This window comes from Rossellomorea sp. NS-SX7 (assembly GCF_052828565.1).
In genome coordinates this window covers 2,912,672-2,929,654 of record NZ_CM128249.1, presented here as the reverse complement: position 1 = coordinate 2,929,654, position 16,983 = coordinate 2,912,672, and the positions used below count along the sequence as shown (strand labels likewise).

At 44.1% G+C, this 16,983-nt stretch carries 16 protein-coding genes; 14 read left to right on the top strand and 2 right to left on the bottom strand.

Annotated elements, in window-relative coordinates:
- Window positions 1–71: 71 nt before the first annotated feature.
- The 6 genes from ACUXV2_RS14660 to rarD all read left to right on the top strand — a co-directional run bounded on the left by ACUXV2_RS14660 (window position 72) and on the right by rarD (window position 8,138).
- On the top strand, window positions 72–1,223 hold the full coding sequence (locus ACUXV2_RS14660) for a cysteine desulfurase family protein (protein WP_446243921.1): 1,152 nt from the start codon (window positions 72–74) through the stop codon (window positions 1,221–1,223).
- The gene (gene thiI, locus ACUXV2_RS14655; RefSeq protein ID WP_446243920.1) at window positions 1,220–2,431 is read left to right on the top strand and encodes a tRNA uracil 4-sulfurtransferase ThiI; all 1,212 of its coding nucleotides are present in this window, start codon (window positions 1,220–1,222) and stop codon (window positions 2,429–2,431) included. Before ACUXV2_RS14660 ends, thiI begins: the two co-directional genes overlap by 4 nt.
- Before the next feature lie 89 nt (window positions 2,432–2,520).
- Complete coding sequence (locus tag ACUXV2_RS14650) at window positions 2,521–2,724, top strand: alpha/beta-type small acid-soluble spore protein (protein ID WP_224877682.1); 204 nt, start codon at window positions 2,521–2,523, stop codon at window positions 2,722–2,724.
- 1,013 nt (window positions 2,725–3,737) lie between these two features.
- Window positions 3,738–5,321, top strand: coding sequence for an acyl-CoA synthetase MbcS (mbcS, locus tag ACUXV2_RS14645; protein WP_446243919.1), 1,584 nt, complete (start codon window positions 3,738–3,740; stop codon window positions 5,319–5,321).
- 231 nt (window positions 5,322–5,552) lie between these two features.
- Window positions 5,553–7,145 carry an amidohydrolase gene (locus ACUXV2_RS14640; protein ID WP_446243918.1) on the top strand — a complete coding sequence of 531 codons (1,593 nt, stop codon included), beginning with the start codon at window positions 5,553–5,555 and terminating at the stop codon, window positions 7,143–7,145.
- Between the two features lie 75 nt (window positions 7,146–7,220).
- Window positions 7,221–8,138, top strand: coding sequence for an EamA family transporter RarD (gene rarD / locus ACUXV2_RS14635; protein WP_446243917.1), 918 nt, complete (start codon window positions 7,221–7,223; stop codon window positions 8,136–8,138).
- Between the two features lie 48 nt (window positions 8,139–8,186).
- Here rarD and ACUXV2_RS14630 read toward each other — a convergent pair whose 3' ends face one another.
- Window positions 8,187–8,987, bottom strand: coding sequence for an NAD kinase (locus ACUXV2_RS14630; protein ID WP_446243916.1), 801 nt, complete (start codon window positions 8,985–8,987; stop codon window positions 8,187–8,189).
- A 151-nt stretch (window positions 8,988–9,138) separates the two neighbouring features.
- Here ACUXV2_RS14630 and sppA point away from each other — a divergent pair, with 151 nt between their 5' ends.
- The 8 genes from sppA to ACUXV2_RS14590 all read left to right on the top strand — a co-directional run bounded on the left by sppA (window position 9,139) and on the right by ACUXV2_RS14590 (window position 16,509).
- The gene (gene sppA / locus ACUXV2_RS14625) at window positions 9,139–10,149 is read left to right on the top strand and encodes a signal peptide peptidase SppA (RefSeq protein WP_446243915.1); all 1,011 of its coding nucleotides are present in this window, start codon (window positions 9,139–9,141) and stop codon (window positions 10,147–10,149) included.
- A 56-nt stretch (window positions 10,150–10,205) separates the two neighbouring features.
- Window positions 10,206–10,727, top strand: coding sequence for an RDD family protein (locus ACUXV2_RS14620; RefSeq protein WP_446247081.1), 522 nt, complete (start codon window positions 10,206–10,208; stop codon window positions 10,725–10,727).
- A gap of 168 nt (window positions 10,728–10,895) precedes the next feature.
- Complete coding sequence (locus ACUXV2_RS14615; protein WP_446243914.1) at window positions 10,896–11,609, top strand: DUF2953 domain-containing protein; 714 nt, start codon at window positions 10,896–10,898, stop codon at window positions 11,607–11,609.
- Window positions 11,610–11,624: 15 nt separating this feature from the next.
- Window positions 11,625–12,119, top strand: coding sequence for a GerW family sporulation protein (ytfJ, locus tag ACUXV2_RS14610; protein ID WP_446243913.1), 495 nt, complete (start codon window positions 11,625–11,627; stop codon window positions 12,117–12,119).
- 314 nt (window positions 12,120–12,433) lie between these two features.
- Window positions 12,434–12,934, top strand: a complete 501-nt coding sequence (tpx, locus tag ACUXV2_RS14605; RefSeq protein WP_446243912.1) for a thiol peroxidase — start codon at window positions 12,434–12,436, stop codon at window positions 12,932–12,934.
- Between the two features lie 131 nt (window positions 12,935–13,065).
- A complete protein-coding gene (locus ACUXV2_RS14600; protein WP_446243911.1) occupies window positions 13,066–14,052 on the top strand; it encodes a class I SAM-dependent methyltransferase in 987 nt (328 codons plus the stop codon).
- Between the two features lie 259 nt (window positions 14,053–14,311).
- A complete protein-coding gene (locus ACUXV2_RS14595; protein ID WP_446243910.1) occupies window positions 14,312–15,505 on the top strand; it encodes an acetate kinase in 1,194 nt (397 codons plus the stop codon).
- Window positions 15,506–15,672: 167 nt separating this feature from the next.
- Window positions 15,673–16,509, top strand: a complete 837-nt coding sequence (locus ACUXV2_RS14590) for an EcsC family protein (protein WP_446243909.1) — start codon at window positions 15,673–15,675, stop codon at window positions 16,507–16,509.
- 64 nt (window positions 16,510–16,573) lie between these two features.
- On the opposite strand, the gene ACUXV2_RS14585 is transcribed toward ACUXV2_RS14590, so the two are convergent.
- Window positions 16,574–16,879 carry a hypothetical protein gene (locus ACUXV2_RS14585; RefSeq protein WP_446243908.1) on the bottom strand — a complete coding sequence of 102 codons (306 nt, stop codon included), beginning with the start codon at window positions 16,877–16,879 and terminating at the stop codon, window positions 16,574–16,576.
- Between the last annotated feature and the right edge of the window lie 104 nt (window positions 16,880–16,983).

Below are 16,983 nucleotides of genomic sequence, written 5' to 3'. Positions count from 1 at the left end.
CAATTTCATTTGGGAAAAAATGATTTTGTGATAAGATTAATGATTGGATAGAACTAAAGAAGGTGCATATCGTGATATATTTTGATAACGCAGCAACCACAAGACCATATAAGGAAGCTTTGGATGCTTTTATAAAAGTAAATGAAATCCACTATGCCAACCCTTCTTCCATTCATTCATTTGGAGGACGGGTTGAAAAGTTAATCGCGCAGTCCAGGAAACAAATAGCCGGACTGTTGAACATCAAAGAGAAAGAAGTGTTTTTCACTTCAGGTGGAACCGAATCGAATAATCTGGCGATTAAAGGAACGGCTTTGCAATACCAAAATAGAGGGAAACATATTATTACGAGCAAAATCGAACATCCTTCTGTCACTAATACAATGAAGCAATTGGAATCAATCGGTTACTCTGTTACTTACCTGGATGTCAATGAATCCGGGAGAGTCGATCCATATGCTGTGGAAAAAGCGATTCAGAGTGATACGATTCTCGTGTCTATCATGCACGTGAATAATGAAGTGGGTACCATTCAGCCAATCGAAGAGATCGGTTCCATCTTAAAGCATCACCCCAAGGTCCTCTTTCATGTGGATGGTGTACAGGCTTGCGGGAAAGTACCAGTACCCCTGCAGGGCGGACAGGTTGATTTATATAGTATCTCCGCCCATAAGATTCATGGTCTTAAGGGTTCAGGTATGCTTTTTGTAAGGGATGGTGTGAACATCTCTCCGCTTCTTACCGGAGGGGAACAGGAAGGAAATATAAGGAGCGGCACAGAGAATACTGGGGGCATCGTTTCATTTGCTAAGGCGATGAGGATATATATGGAAGAAAGCAGGGAATCCTTGGGCAGGATGAAGGATATTCAACACTATTTAAGGAAAGAACTGGTTACAATAACTGGTGTGAACATCCATACACCTCAAGGGGGACATGCACCTCATATCCTTAATTTCTCAATTGAAGATTTCAAGAGTGAGGTCGTCGTACATGCTCTGGATCAGTATGAAGTGTACGTATCCACTACAAGTGCTTGTTCGTCAAAGAAAAGCAAGCCGAGTCAGACCCTCCTTTCAATGGGAGTCGGGGAAGACCGTGCTGACCGGGCGATCAGGATAAGCTTGTCCTATCAGAATACAATGGAAGAGGCAGAGCGGTTCATTCAGCTGCTGAAAAAAGAAACAGACCAACTACAGAAAACAATGAGGAGATCACGATGAAATACAATCGAATTCTAGTCCGATACGGTGAGATTTCAACTAAAGGAAGAAACCGCAAAAAATTTACATCAAAGCTTAGGGAGAATATTGTTCAGGCATTAAAGGATTTCCCGGGGATATCAGTGTCAGCGAGCCGAGACCGCTTGCACATCCTGTTGGGGGAAGAAAACGGGGATGAAATCATTCCGCGTCTTCAGAAAATCTTCGGTATTCAATCATTCAGTCCAGTGGTGAAGGTTGAACGGGATATAGAAGAAATCTGCAAAGCGGGGGCAGCGTTGGTGCATAAGAGTTTTGAACCTGGTAAAACCTTCAAGGTGTCGGCCCGCCGAGCGGATAAGCATTTCCCGCTTGAAACCAATGAAATCAATTATGAAGTCGGTTCATACGTTTTAAGGAATACTGAAGGGCTGAGAGTAGATGTCAAGAATCCGGATATTAAATTAAATGTAGAAGTAAGGAAAGAAGGCGTTTATCTTTCTTCCGAAATATATCCTGGTTCAACGGGTATGCCTGTGGGAGCGAGCGGAAAGGCGATGCTGATGCTGTCAGGGGGAATCGACAGCCCGGTTGCGGGCTACTTGACCATGAAGCGGGGCGTGGAAATCGAAGCGGTCCATTTTCACAGCCCTCCTTTCACAAGCGAAAGGGCAAAGCAGAAAGTAATTGATCTTTCCAAAAAGCTATCTGCTTTCAGCGGAAGCATCAAGTTACATGTTGTCCCGTTCACCAAAATCCAGCAAACGATCCACGATCAGGTGCCGGAGAACTACACCATGACATCGACCAGACGGATGATGTTGAAAATAACCGATCTGATCCGTCAGCAAAATGAAGGTCTTGCATTAATCACCGGTGAAAGTCTTGGGCAGGTGGCTAGTCAAACGCTCGAAAGCATGCAGGCGATCAATGATGTCACCAACACTCCTGTACTGAGACCGCTTATAGCCATGGATAAATTGGAGATCATCGATATCGCCCAAAGAATCGATACACATGATATCTCAATCCTTCCATATGAGGATTGCTGCACCATCTTTACACCGCCGGCACCGAAAACAAGACCGAAAAAAGAAAAAGTTCAATACTATGAAAGCTTCGTTGATTTCGATTCATTGATAAATGATGCAGTCAAAGATACAGAGACAATCATCATTAATGGAGCAGCGGATGCTGCAATGGAAGAAGACTTTGAAGACCTCCTCTAACTAGGAACATTTACCAACGGATATCGTTGCATGAAGCCATGTGTTTTCGCACATTCTATACTCAACAAGCAACGAGGAGGTGAAAACACATGGCAAACAGAAGTTCAAATCAACTAGTAGCTCCTGGAGCTCAACAAGCTATCGACCAAATGAAATACGAAATCGCTTCTGAATTCGGAGTTCAACTTGGCCCAGATGCAACTGCACGCGCTAACGGTTCTGTAGGTGGTGAAATCACTAAGCGTTTAGTCCAAATGGCTGAACAACAAATCGGTGGCGGATACCAAAAATAATTAAATACAATGGCTACAAGGAGCGGGGCCTACCCGCTCCTTTTAATTTTGCCTGGAAATTGAATATCGCTGTTGATTTCCGTAGAAGACTTCGCTTTCCGCGGGTAGCCCGTGAGCCTCCTGATATGAACGAAACCGTCAAGATACACACCCCACACTGATTTGATTTGGTTTTTAGGCAACCCTAATAGAGAAGCTGGTTTTGACTTCTCAATTTATTTGATTCCATGCATCACCGCTATTGATTTCCGTGCAAAACTTCGCTTTCCGCGGGCGGTTGGTGAGCCTCCTCGTCGCGATGCTCCTGCGGGGTCTCACCTAACACGCTTTTCCCGCAGGAGTCTTCGTTTTGCACTCCAATCAACCGCTGGAATCGGTATTGAATCGGGATAAGACTAAACAAGTAAATATTGAAAATATGGGTGGTATTTTATCTTAGTTCGTCTGCTTCCTCCTGTTTCAATGATGGAACAGAAGATAAGAACACGGCATGAAGGCAAAAATCTCTACTGCGGTTAGCACTCTGATATTCGTGGGTTTTCACATTTTAACTTTCCGTATAAAGGTCCGGTTTAAATTTTTTTCTTCGCCCCGTTTTGAAAACAGGAAATAAGAAAACAATTATTATTTCTCGTTTGAAAACGCAGAGTGGAATGTAGCAGAAGGCATTTGACTCCGGCGGGAAATAGAGGAAAGGTCGAGACTTGTCCAGCTCCGGCGGTTAGCCCTTTGAGGTCATAAGCTAAATAGTCCAAGAAGGCAAAGAACGCCTTCCCAGACCACTCATCTAACCGCCTCAGCTTTTCTAACCCGCAGGCGGAACGCTCATGAGGCTCGACTTCCTCCCCCGGGAATCTTGTTCCTGGAGCGGAAAGGAACGGTCTGCGATTTATCCAAATCGTTATTCAGACCTCGGATAGTAAATTCTGATTTGTATTTTATAAATGAACAATTTAAAAAATTTGAATTATTTTGTATAATGGAGGTGTAAGTACAAACAAGGGGGAATTCGGATGAACAGACATGAACTAATTGCACCTGAAAAGTACAACTTGGTTGAGGAAGTGGAAAAGTTTGCAAGTGATGAAAGTAAGCTTGCAATCAAATGGGAGAATGAAGCTGGGGAAAAGAAAGAAATCACTTACAAAAACCTGATGAAGAACACCAATAAAATTGGAAACGTTTTCTTGGGTTCCGGCCTGGAAAAAGGGGATGTCATCCTGGTGATGGTTCCAAGATTAGTCGAAGCGTATGCAGTTTATTTAGCTGCTTTAAAATCAGGAATGATTGTCATTCCGAGTTCTGAAATGCTGCGAACAAAAGATCTTGAATATAGAATTGAACATGGGGATGTAAAAGGGATCGTCGCTTACTCTCCATTCATCGAGCAATTTGAACATGTCCGCGGAATGGACAAGCTCAAAAAGTTTGTCATCGGCGATGAACAAGCTGGCTGGATTACAGTAGAGGAAGAAATGAAGTCTGTTTCTGAGGAAATGGCATTTGCTGATACGGCTAGGGATGATATGGCCTTCTTATCCTATACTTCCGGAACGACAGGAAATCCTAAAGGGGTAGTACATACACATGGATGGGCATTCGCCCACCTGAGAACGGCGGCTAAAGGCTGGCTGGGAATCGAAGAAGGAGATATGGTTTGGGCAACGGCTGGTCCAGGCTGGCAGAAATGGATCTGGAGTCCGTTCATGTCGGTTCTTGGGTCGGGAGCGACCGGTCTTGTTTATCAAGGGAAGTTCGAACCGAATAAATATTTGCAATTACTTCAGGATAACGGTGTAAACGTCCTTTGCTGTACACCGACAGAATATCGCTTGATGGCCAAGGTCGAGGATTTGGGAGCTTATGACCTATCCCCATTGCATAGCGCCGTCTCCGCAGGAGAACCGTTGAACCGGGAAGTCATCGATGCATTCAAAAAACATCATGGCATCGAGGTACGGGACGGCTACGGGCAGACAGAAAATACGCTGCTCGTCGGTATCATGAAAGGCATGGAACTGAAACCTGGGTCAATGGGCATGCCGACACCGGGTAACCGAGTGGAAATAATCAATGAAGAAGGGGTTCCTTGTGAAGTGGGTGAAGTAGGGGATATCGCTGTTCACGTAGAAACACCTGCGTTATTCAAAAACTATTATAAAGATCCCGAAAGGACGGCTATGCAGTTCAGGGGTGACTACTATATCACCGGCGACAAAGCGAAAAAGGATGAAGATGGTTATTTCTGGTTTGAAGGTAGGGGAGACGACATCATCATCTCTTCAGGATACACAATCGGGCCGTTCGAAGTGGAAGATGCGCTTGTCAAGCATCCATCGGTCCAAGAGTGTGCGGTAGTCGGAAGCCCTGATGAAGTACGGGGACTGATTGTAAAAGCCTTCGTTGTATTGCGTCAAGGTGTGGACCAAAATGACCCTGCACTTGTATCGAATCTTCAGGAACATGTAAAAGAGCTGACAGCACCATACAAATATCCGCGGAAGATCGAATTCGTCAAGGAGCTGCCGAAAACAACTTCAGGAAAAATCAGAAGAATTGAATTGCGCCAAAAAGAGATGAGTTCCGTTAAGAACTAAAGATTGTAAACATGGGATAGGGAGCCTGATTGATCCGGGCTCCCTGTCTTTTTGTATGTTGGAGCACTGCATATCAGGAGGCTCCGCACCCGCCACGGAAAGTGAAGTCTTGTACGGAAATCATAAGTAGTGTTCCATAAACCCTTACAAACATCCTCCCACTTCCCGTTCCCTCCTATAATATGGTACATTTGAAACATCATTTTTATAAGTAGAAAAGGAGCTTCCAAGATGGGTACATTATGGACAAATGGAAAGATCTATACAATGCAGTCGGAAGGTCATACGGTCGAAGCTGTATATACGGAAAATGGATTTATTAAGGATTTGGGTTCAGCCGAACAATTAGAGAACAAATACACGATCAAAGAAACCATCGATCTACATAATGGCGTCATGTTTCCGGGCTTCGTGGACAGCCATATGCACTTGATTGGTCACGGGGAAACGCTCCTCCGCCTCGACCTGTCACAGATGACCAGTAAGAAAGAGGTACTGGATGCCGTGGCTGAAAAAGCGGAGAAACTTCCTGAGGGTCAGTGGATCTTCGGGGAAGGGTGGAATGAAAATCTTTGGGAGGATGCCGAGGTCATTACGAAAGATGAATTAGACGCGGCCGTTCCCAAACATCCCGTCCTATTAAAGCGGATCTGCAGGCATGCCATGGTTGTAAACTCCCTTGCACTTATACAGGCAGATATCGATGAGAGTACACCCGACCCTGCAGGAGGTTTGATTGAAAAAGATGCTGAGGGAAACCTGAATGGATTATTAAAGGATAAAGCCCAGGATCTCATGGTGGAGGCTTTGCCGCCCATTTCATCGGCCTATTTAGAAGAAGCTCTTGCAAAAGGGATTGAAAGCTGCTGGGAAAACGGTTTGGTCGGAGGACATACGGAAGACTTAAGCTATTACGGTAATTTCAACAAAACGTATAATGCGTTCAAACAAACGATTAATGAAGATAATAAAAAATTCAGGGCACATCTTCTTGTCCACCATGAGGTCATCACTGACTGGCATGCCGAAGGTCACCATTTCCTAGGAGGGAATGAATATATTGAATTTGGAGCAATGAAGATTTTTGCGGATGGCGCGTTGGGAGGCAGGACTGCCCTGCTCAGCTATCCGTATGCGGACGATCCAAGCACAGAGGGTGTCAGCATCCACTCACAAGAAAGGCTCCTTGAACTTGTGGAGAAAGCGAGAAGCCTGCAGCTGCCTATTGCGGTGCATACGATCGGAGATCAGGCCTTTCAAAATGTAGTGGATGCCATCAAGGTACACCCTTCTGAGAAATCAAGACGTGACCGCTTGATTCATGCACAGATCCTCAGGGAAGAATTAATACAAGAAATTAAGGGTCTCCCTCTGATTTTGGATATTCAACCACGTTTTGTAGCTTCTGATTTCCCATGGGTCATCGATCGGCTTGGCCAGGAAAACATGAAGTACAACTATGCATGGAAGACCTTGCTGGAGAGCGGGATTCACTGTGCTGGCGGATCGGATGCACCGATTGAACCGGTCAACCCTTTATGGGGCATACATGCCGCAGTAACAAGGACGAATCCACTTGATCCTGAAAGAATCGTGCATATCCCTGAAGAGAAGCTGTCGATGTACGAAGCAATTTCGCTTTTCACGAAAGGAAGCGCGTATGCATGTCACCATGAAGATGACAGGGGAGTGATCAAGGAAGGATACACAGCTGACTTCACTGTCCTTGAAAAAGATCCATTCGACTCCCATCCGGATGAACTTCTTGAGAAAATTGTGTCCATGACAGTGGTGGACGAAACAGTTGTATTTAAGAAAAAATAAAAACATTGCCCCCAAAACGTTTCCCCGATATAATGAAGTTATTTCGGAAACAGAAATAGTTTTGGGGGTGTTTTTTTGAAGCAGAATGAACAGACAGGAATATTTTATACAGCATTTTCCTATTTTCTATGGGGAATACTCCCGATTTACTGGAAATGGTTGAACCATGTGTCAGCTGACGAAATATTGGCAAATCGGATTTTTTGGTCTTTCTGGTTCATGCTTTTATTTTTATTTTTCACGAAAAGATGGAAGGCATTCACTTCCTACATAAAGACCTCATTGACTAAGAAAAAACAGATGCTTGCATTATTGATTGCCTCTTTATTGATCAGTGCCAACTGGTTCATTTATATTTGGGCAGTGAACACGGACCAAATGGTGGAAGCCAGTTTAGGATATTACATCAACCCGCTTGTTAGTGTCCTTTTAGGGGTATTTATATTAAAGGAAAGTCTGTCAAAGGCGCAGATTGTGTCCTTTATTCTAGCGGCTGCAGGAGTATTGATCCTCACGCTGTCGTACGGGGAATTCCCGTGGATTGCAATGGGACTCGCATTTTCATTCGGTTTATACGGTCTCGCGAAGAAACTGATCAAAGTGGATTCAGCAATCGGGTTGACACTCGAGACAATGACCATCGCACCGATTTCGTTGATTTATATGGGATATATGTACTCTGAGGGAACTCTTTCTTTATTCAGCGTTTCATGGGACACGGATCTTCTCTTAATGGGAGCGGGAGCGGCAACGGCCATTCCGCTGCTTTTCTTCTCGAAAGGTGCACAGCAGATTCCACTCTATATGGTCGGATTCCTGCAATATATAGCCCCTACCATCACATTGATCCTCGGTGTCATGGTATACGGTGAAACGTTCTCGACAACTCATTTGATATCGTTTATTTGCATCTGGATGGCGCTGGCGATCTTTACGGCATCCCGCATACAGTTTGCTAGAAAACGAAGACGTGAAGCGAAGTTGTCAGCATAATAAAGCAAAAGCTCCAGCGAATCATTCGCTGGAGCTTTTGCTTTAAAATTATAAAAACGAGCGCTTCACTTTTTCCCAGAAAGAGTTGTCTTTCAGTTTCACTGTTTTGATGGTCTTTTCACTTAATCTCGCTTCCACTTTCTCGACGTGCTGGATGCTCAGTGCTTCATTGTCCATCCCCATCGCAGGATAGTCATTGCCATCCTGTACGATTTTCAATTCGAGGCGGCGTTTATCACTGAGGATGAAAGAAGATCCGAGTGTACGGTAGCGGTTGTTGTTGAGAGAAGCCATTTCACTAACCTGCAGGCATGGAATCATCGGATCGACGACTGCTCCGTTGACTGATTTGTTATAGGCAGTGCTTCCGGTCGGAGTGGCAATGATCATTCCATCTCCCCGGAACGTCTCAAAGTGAATGTCGTCAATGAAGACATCCATCACGAACGTCTTGATGATTCCGGAGCGGATGCTGAATTCATTCAAACAATGAAAAGATGTCTGCTCGTCCACCGTCACCTCGATGGTAGGATATTTTCTTACTTCGATTTGTTCTTTCGTCATTGCATCGATCATTTTGGATGTGTCGTCAATATGGAAATCGCAATACATGCTGAGAGTACCGCCTGTAGAGATTCCAGCGTAAAGGCAATCCTGTCTGAATCCCGTCTTGCGGACAGCCTGAAGGAATGTGCCGTCACCGCCGACACTCACAATAATATTGGCGTCTTTAGGGGATTGCACGATGTTGAAATCATATCGTTGTGCCAGATCATATAATTTTTCAAGTTTGGTTTGGATGGTTTCATCTTTTAAAACGTAAAAATAAATATTTCGACGATTATTCATTCTATGTACCTCCCAAAATTTAGTAGGATAATTTTTCCCATTCCAACAAAAGTCTGCTAAAATAACTTTGTGAATATTCTATCATGTTTTGACATGAGAATGATATTCATATCCTTACATAAGATAGGATAAACGAGGGAGGAATATACTTATGAATGCGAAAAGATGGATCGCACTTGCGATTGCCGCAGGTTTGTTCTTTGTCTCTGTCGTGGTGAACTTTGCCACTTCAGCATTGACTGGGGATTTTAACAAGGCATTCGATGAAGTGCTTGGAAGTACGGAACAGGCTTTCGGGGAAGAAATCATTGAAGATGGTAACATGCAAAAGAGAATAGCGGTCCTTGAAGTGGATGGGGTCATTCAGGATACGGGTGACGCAGCGTCCATGTTCCAGAGTCCCGGATATAATCACGAACTTTTCATGGATAAGCTTGATGCCGTTGGGGAAGATGACACTGTGAAAGGGATTGTCCTTAAAGTGAATTCCCCTGGAGGAGGAGTGGTGGAGAGTGCTCAAATCCATTCCAAGCTTGTTGAAATCATAGAGAAGTCAAAAAAACCTGTCTACGTTTCAATGGGAAGCATGGCGGCCTCAGGAGGATATTACATATCGGCACCGGCAACAAAGATCTTTGCAAGCAAAGAGACGCTGACAGGCTCGTTGGGGGTAATCATGCAAAGCATCAATTACTCCGAGCTTGCTGAAAAGTATGGTGTCGACTTCGTCACGATCAAGAGCGGTCCTTATAAGGATATCATGAGTCCGACGAGAAAGATGACAGAGGAAGAAAGAAAGATCCTTCAAACGATGATCGATAATTCATATGAAGGATTCGTTGATGTCATCGCAAGCGGCCGTGACATGTCTGAAGCGCAAGTGAAAAAAATCGCTGATGGCAGAATCTATGACGGTAGGCAGGCAAAAGAAGTAAATTTAATCGATGATTTCGGCTATGTGGAAGATGTCATTGCAGCTCTGAAAAAAGATCATAAACTGAAAGGTGCACAAGTATTTGAATATACGAGCGGTGATCCCTTCTCAGATTTCTTTAGCATGAGTGCGAAGAAGATGATCGGCCAGGACTTTGAAGCGGCAGCGCTCGTGAAGCTTCTGTCCAATCCGAATTCACCACGGTTAATGTATCTATATTCTGAGTAAGGAAGGTGAATGAAGTGAGTGAAAATCAAGATGCCCCTCGTGTTGACGAGGAAGTAATGGAAAAACAATTGGCAGTTGATGAAAGGACTGTACAGCATGACAATGTTCAGCAGCCGCCTCCTTATAAAGAATCGGAAGGATTTTTTCTGGCAGGTTTCTGGCTGAGGGTATGGGCGTATTTGATTGATTTAGTCGTCATCGGCAGCATTACCCGCCTGATCGTCAAGCCAGTTTTCAAAGTGCTCGATATTTCTTTGGTGGAAGGTTCGATGTTTGCGCCGATTTCGATTCTTTCTGCGATCGTCTTTTACGGCTATTTCGTCTTGATGACGAAGTTCTTCAGTCAAACGATCGGCAAGATGATACTCGGAATCAAAGTGATTGATTTGAAAGGCCGACGTCCAACCTGGGGAACCGTCATCTTCAGGGAGTTGATCGGCCGCTTCATCTCGTCCACCATCTTCATTTTATATATCGTGGTGGCATTCACCACTAAAAAACAAGGAATCCATGATTTATTTGCCGATACGACAGTCGTTCAGGAAAAGAAGAAGCTAGAATTTGCACCTGCCGTATAGGTAGCGGGGACCCGCTCTTTTATTAGGGCGGGTTCTTTTTTGTTTTCAGTACCAAAAGCCGGCTGTCCGTACATGGTCACTCTGAAAAAATCTGATGAAATATTTACGCGGTCCCGTTTATTTTTTCCTCCTTCGGCCATACTGAAAAGTTGAAGGGTTGTGAAAAAAATGAGTGGTTGGGTATGGGCTTTACTCATTATTCTGGCATTTATACTAGTCATCATCATTCTTATTCTCATAACGAAATTAACCATTACCCTATCTTTGTACCACGGAAATGACAATGATCATTTCAAGGTCAAGCTGAGGGCTTGGTTCGGGTTGTTAAGGTATACAATCGATGTACCACTGGTCAAGCTTGATGACGATGGTCCCAATATAGTGGTCGAAGAAAAAAATATCCGAGGGAAGGAAAACAATCCTTCCAGTCAAAAAGAGTCTAAAAAGAAGGTTACACCAAAAGATTTTCTGAACAGTTTAAATGACACGAAAGAAATTCTCACCCATGTGAGGGAATTGCATAAAATCATCCGCAGGTTCTTGAAAAAAGTTAAAATCGATCATATTCATTGGAAGACGTTATTCGGGACTGGCGACGCCGCTTCCACAGGGACGATGACAGGGGCGATCTGGGGGCTGAAGGGAAGCATCATCGGACTGATCAGCGGTTATATAAGACTGCAGTCCCAGCCTTCGGTCGAAGTGATTCCCTCCTTCCAGAAAGCCATCATCCAGACTCATTTTTCATGTATTATCCAGTTTCGGATAGGGAATGCTATCCTAGTAGGTTTCAAGATACTTCGGTACTGGAGAGGCGGCAAAGCAGACTTTAAGACAAAGCCTCTTTCCCGTTTCTCTGAAGACGAACAACAATCAGTATAATGAGGAGGACTATTCATGTCTGAACATCCTATTGAAGGTCTCATGACCACTGCAATGGAAAACTTGAAAGAAATGATCGATGTAAATACCATCATCGGAGATCCCGTAGAAACACCTGATGGAAGTGTCATCCTGACTGTTTCAAAAGTAGGCTTTGGATTTGCTGCAGGCGGAAGTGAATTCATTATCGATGGCAAAAGCAAGAACAGTGATTCAGAAGGCGGCAAAAGCGGCGGTGAAAGTGGAGGCGGAAGTTCATCCAAGAAGCAGCCGTTTGGCGGAGGTAGCGGTGGAGGAGTATCCATCACACCGATTGCGTTCCTGATTGTCAGCTCAAGGGGTATCAAAATGCTTCACCTGGATGAAAGCACTCATCTATTGGACCGTCTGCTTGATTTAGCACCTGGTGCGATCGAGAAAATCCAAGGCATGATGAAGAAGAATGACCAGGGTAATCAAAATCAAAACCATAATCAAGGAAACGGAACAAAACAAAATATGGATTTCTAAAAATTCATCAAAGGAGCTGACTCCAGTTGTCAGCTCTTCTTTAAATTTTATAATGTTGAAAGTTAATTGCTGTATTATTAGGCAATTCCAGCTGTTGATTGGAGTGCAAGACGAAGACTCCTGCGGGAAAAGTGACTAATGTGAGACCCCGCAGGAGCGGAAGCGACGAGGAGGCTCACGGGTCACCCGCGGAAAGCGAAGTCTTGCACGGAAATCAACAGCGGTATTTAAAGTTGACCCTTATCATTTGCGTTGACCATCCGATTTTCTGTAGTATAAAGCTGTACATACTATTCATAGAGGAGGAACAAATGATGGCAAACATTACATTTAAGAACAACCCTGTAACACTGCTTGGCAACGAAGTGAAGGTTGGGGATAAAGCACCTGATTTCACGGTTCTGGCAAATGATTTATCAGAAGTGACTCTGAATGACTCAAAGGGTAAGGTTCGTTTGATCAGTGTCGTTCCTTCAATTGATACTGGCGTTTGTGATGCACAAACAAGAAAATTTAATGAAGAAGCAACGGAGTTCGATAATGTTGAAGTGCTGACTGTATCCGTCGATCTGCCATTTGCACAAAAGCGCTGGTGCGGAGCGAATGGAATCGAAAATGTCCAGACACTTTCCGACCACCGGGACCTTTCATTCGGTGAAGCATACGGTGTGCACATTCAGGAACTGCGCCTCCTTGCCCGAGCTGTATTCGTTGTGGACTCTAGCGACGAAGTCACATATGTGGAATATGTGAGCGAAGCAACTGACCATCCTGATTACGATGCTGCTGTAGAAGCAGTGAAAAATGCAAAATAATACGACTCATTACTAGAAACAAGAGACATGCTGACCTGCCGACTGCTGTATGGTCAGCATTGTTTTTTTACAAAGTGCCCGTCGACGGGTAAAATAGAGGACAGAAAACGTTGGTAAAGGAATGAATGCATATGATGAATTCGCCAGTCGAATCTCTCTTCGGGATCATCGATGAAACATCACAGCTTCTTAAGGAAGAGCTGGCATGCAGCTATTTAGAAGCAGTTGCAGAAACAGGGGAAAACCTTTTTCAAGATGATATCCTGCAAGATGAATTGAGCGAACTGACAAAAAAACGTCTACATAAAAAATACGAAGAAATAAAGATCGGCAGCATTGAAAACGAAGATATCCGCAAAGCCTTTCAATTTGCCATATTGAAGGGCATGAAAGAAAATGTTCAGCCGAATCATCAGATGACTCCGGATTCCCTCGGGTTATTTATCAGTTTCCTCGTCAATAAATTTACCCAGGGCAGTGAAAAGCTGTCTGTTTTAGACCCTGCCATCGGCACTGGGAATCTGCTGACGACCGTGTTGAATCAGATGCCTCACATCGAGTCCAATTCAGTCGGTGTGGAAATCGATGATGTACTGATCAAACTGGCTTATGTTGGAGCGAACCTTCAAAAACACCCGCTTCAGCTTTTCAATCAAGATGCACTTGAGCCGTTGTTCATTGACCCTGTCGATATCGTCCTTAGCGATCTTCCGGTAGGATACTATCCGAATGATCTGAGGGCACAGGATTATGAGTTGAAAGCAGAGGAAGGGCATTCATATGCTCACCACTTGTTTATCGAGCAGAGTTTGAAGCATACGAAAGAAGGCGGATACCTGTTCTTCATCGTTCCAAATGGACTGTTCGAATCACCACTCAGCAGCCAGCTGCATTTATTTTTAAAAGAAAAAGTGAATATCCAGGGCTTCCTGCAGCTGCCCCTTTCACTCTTTAAAAATAAGAACTCGGCGAAAAGCATATTGATCCTCCAAAAGAAGAAAGAAGGTCTGAAAGCGCCAAAAGAAGTCTTGCTCGCGAATCTTCCGAGCCTTTCAAATCAACGGGCCCTTGAAGATATCCTTGGCAAAATCGATCAATGGCTGCTTGAAAATAAATAACAATGTTAAAAAGACTGCTCCATTAATGGAGCAGTCTTTTTCGTTTGTTTAGCTGCCAGGATTTTGCGGTAATAAGAGAAAGAGTTTCCTTTTAGAATTTTGTGAAAATATTTAATTTAACATGAAAACGATGTCATTTCAAGCTTTATCTTGAAATCGATAGTGTACAGTGATTAAATGGGGAATTGAGAGATAAAAAGTGATTCAATGAACACAATATAGATAGTTAAGATCCTATAAATCAAAGGAGCGATACAACGTGGCAAACAAAATTATTGCTATCAATGCTGGAAGCTCTTCGTTGAAGTTTCAGCTATTCGATATGCCTGAAGAAACAGTCATCACAAAGGGACTAATTGAGCGTATTGGCTTGGACAATGCGGTTTTCAACATATCAGTGAACGGTGAAAAGAAAGAAGAAGTAACAGATATCCCTGATCATGAGGTAGCCGTTAAAATGCTTCTTGAAAAGCTGACTGGCTTTGGTATCATCAATTCTCTTGATGAAATCCAAGGGATCGGCCACCGTGTCGTTCACGGTGGGGAAGTATTCAACGAATCGGTCCAGATCACAGATGAAGTGATTGAAAAGATCGAGGAGCTTTCAGATTTGGCTCCACTTCACAACCCAGCGAACTTAACAGGTATCAAGGCATTCAAGAATGTGCTTCCGAACGTACCGGCAGTAGCCGTATTTGATACAGCATTCCATCAGTCCATGCCTGAGAGTTCATTCTTATACAGCCTTCCGTATGAGTATTATGAAGATTTCGGTATCCGTAAATACGGATTCCACGGTACTTCACATAAATACGTATCCGAGAGAGCGGCAGAATTGCTTGGGCGTCCGGAAGAGCAAGTGCGCCTGATTTCTTGTCACCTCGGTAATGGTGCCAGTATCGCTGCCATTGAAGGCGGAAAGTCAATTGACACATCCATGGGCTTCACACCGCTTGCGGGTGTTGCGATGGGGACACGTTCAGGAAACATCGATCCTGCATTGATTCCGTTCATCATGGAAAAAACAGGTTCAACAGCTGAAGAAGTACTGAACATCCTGAATAAAAAGTCAGGTATGCTGGGTGTATCCGGGTTCTCAAGTGACCTTCGTGATATCGAGCAGCAGGCTTCTGAAGGAAATGAACGTGCAGAGCTTGCCCTTGAAGTATTCGCGAATCGTATCCACAAATACATCGGTTCGTATGCTTCCCGCATGTACGGAGTAGATGCGATCGTCTTCACTGCAGGTATCGGTGAAAACAGCAGCCTTGTCCGCGAAAAAGTACTTCAAGGCCTTGAATTCATGGGCGTATACTGGGATCCATCACGCAACAATGTGCGCGGAGAAGAAGCATTCATCAATTACCCGCACTCCCCGGTAAAAGTCATGATCATACCGACAAACGAAGAAGTCATGATCGCGCGCGACGTAGTCGAAAAAGGGAACATTTAATATAACTATCAAAAACAGGGTTGCCTTAGTGGGGATCCTGTTTTTTTGTCCATTAATATAGAAAGGAAAATAACAGAAAATTCACATTACAGAACCATAGAACGGAAAGCAGGGAACTTTTTATGATATACTAAAATTAATTTTACAACTGTAAGGAGTGGGAAGTCATGAGCTGGTCAGATCGGGATAAACAAGTTTGGCAGTCAATCAAAGCTTGGAAAGAAGACTTGTATGAATATGAAGCCAATGATTTGGAACATACATATGTTAAATGGCTGGATTACGCATTTGAATCCATCCCGGAAGATGTTCAGGAACAGTTCTTCCAGCGCCTGGACGGATGGCTGTTTCATATGCATTCCCTTATTCAAGGGTCGCAGATGCAAAACGATGCGCGCGAACGAATTCTTGTGACAGCACGTGCATTCAACCAGGAAATCCAGACGATTGAAGATCTTCAATACCTCACGATTGATCAGCTTCACTATATCGCAGAGCAGCACGCAGGACGCCACCGCATCTATTCATTATTTCAAGGAGGGGTCACGGGAACAGGAGGCATTGTGGCACTTGGTTCTGATTTGCCGGCAATGGCCGTGATCAATCTGCGTTCCGTGCAGCTGATTTCCATTACATACGGTTTTGACGTACAGACACCGTTTGAAATGATGACTGCTCTGAAAGTGTTCCATGCATCCACCCTGCCTTCCAGGCTGCGTGCGCTGGCATGGGAGGATCTGATGGAGGATTTAAATAAGAAGGATTCAAATTATTTTTACGACGGTTCAGAACAGCTGACTGATTATACATGGCTGGAAGGACCGATGAAGCATGCGCTCAAAGGTCTTGCAATCACTTTGTTCAAAGGGAAGAAGTGGTCCGGGCTTCCGCTTGTCAGCATGGCGATCGGCGCAGGAGTGAATTATCAGCTCTCCAGAAAAATCACCGATTTTGCAGAGAAATATTATCAGTATCGTTATCTGCGTTTGAAGAAGAATCAATAAATGAAGGAAAGCGAAGGAGCTGGAAGTGCTCCTTCGCTTTTTTTAGTTCAACATAAGATGTCCATTACATTTCCAGGGTTGTCCTATACCAAATCCATAAGTCATTGATCTGCGAGGCTCTCTCAGATATCTCGCTATTCAGTCTGCATGATTCTTCAAAATCCTCTTCTTGTCCAAGGGAGGACTGCAGCTCCTCAATTTCCTTTTCAATTTCCCCAATGCGGTCAGGAATGGCTCCCCTTATCCTTTCCCACTCAAGAAGAATGGCTTCCTGAGTTTGAGTAGGGTAGGCGGTCCACTCCCCAGCCAAGTACGGCACATCTATCTTCAGACGGGGGTCGAATGTGAAATATCTTTTTACTGTGCACATTTAAATTCAACGTTCTCCTTTGCAGGTTGTATCCACACCATAAATCCTACATCAAAAGCCTGCCCAAATCCATTCATATCAATGACTCCAGCTCTGTCTTTATG

Bases quoted from the DNA above. Each gene is read 5' to 3' on its own strand.
- thiI (WP_446243920.1), top strand. From the start codon at position 1,220: ATGAAATACAATCGAATTCTAGTCCGATACGGTGAGATTTCAACTAAA.
- ACUXV2_RS14650 (WP_224877682.1), top strand. From the start codon at position 2,521: ATGGCAAACAGAAGTTCAAATCAACTAGTAGCTCCTGGAGCTCAACAA.
- mbcS (WP_446243919.1), top strand. From the start codon at position 3,738: ATGAACAGACATGAACTAATTGCACCTGAAAAGTACAACTTGGTTGAG.
- ACUXV2_RS14640 (WP_446243918.1), top strand. From the start codon at position 5,553: ATGGGTACATTATGGACAAATGGAAAGATCTATACAATGCAGTCGGAA.
- ACUXV2_RS14630 (WP_446243916.1), bottom strand. From the start codon at position 8,987: ATGAATAATCGTCGAAATATTTATTTTTACGTTTTAAAAGATGAAACC.
- sppA (WP_446243915.1), top strand. From the start codon at position 9,139: ATGAATGCGAAAAGATGGATCGCACTTGCGATTGCCGCAGGTTTGTTC.
- ACUXV2_RS14620 (WP_446247081.1), top strand. From the start codon at position 10,206: ATGGAAAAACAATTGGCAGTTGATGAAAGGACTGTACAGCATGACAAT.
- ACUXV2_RS14615 (WP_446243914.1), top strand. From the start codon at position 10,896: ATGAGTGGTTGGGTATGGGCTTTACTCATTATTCTGGCATTTATACTA.
- ytfJ (WP_446243913.1), top strand. From the start codon at position 11,625: ATGTCTGAACATCCTATTGAAGGTCTCATGACCACTGCAATGGAAAAC.
- tpx (WP_446243912.1), top strand. From the start codon at position 12,434: ATGGCAAACATTACATTTAAGAACAACCCTGTAACACTGCTTGGCAAC.
- ACUXV2_RS14600 (WP_446243911.1), top strand. From the start codon at position 13,066: ATGATGAATTCGCCAGTCGAATCTCTCTTCGGGATCATCGATGAAACA.
- ACUXV2_RS14590 (WP_446243909.1), top strand. From the start codon at position 15,673: ATGAGCTGGTCAGATCGGGATAAACAAGTTTGGCAGTCAATCAAAGCT.
- ACUXV2_RS14585 (WP_446243908.1), bottom strand. From the start codon at position 16,879: ATGTGCACAGTAAAAAGATATTTCACATTCGACCCCCGTCTGAAGATA.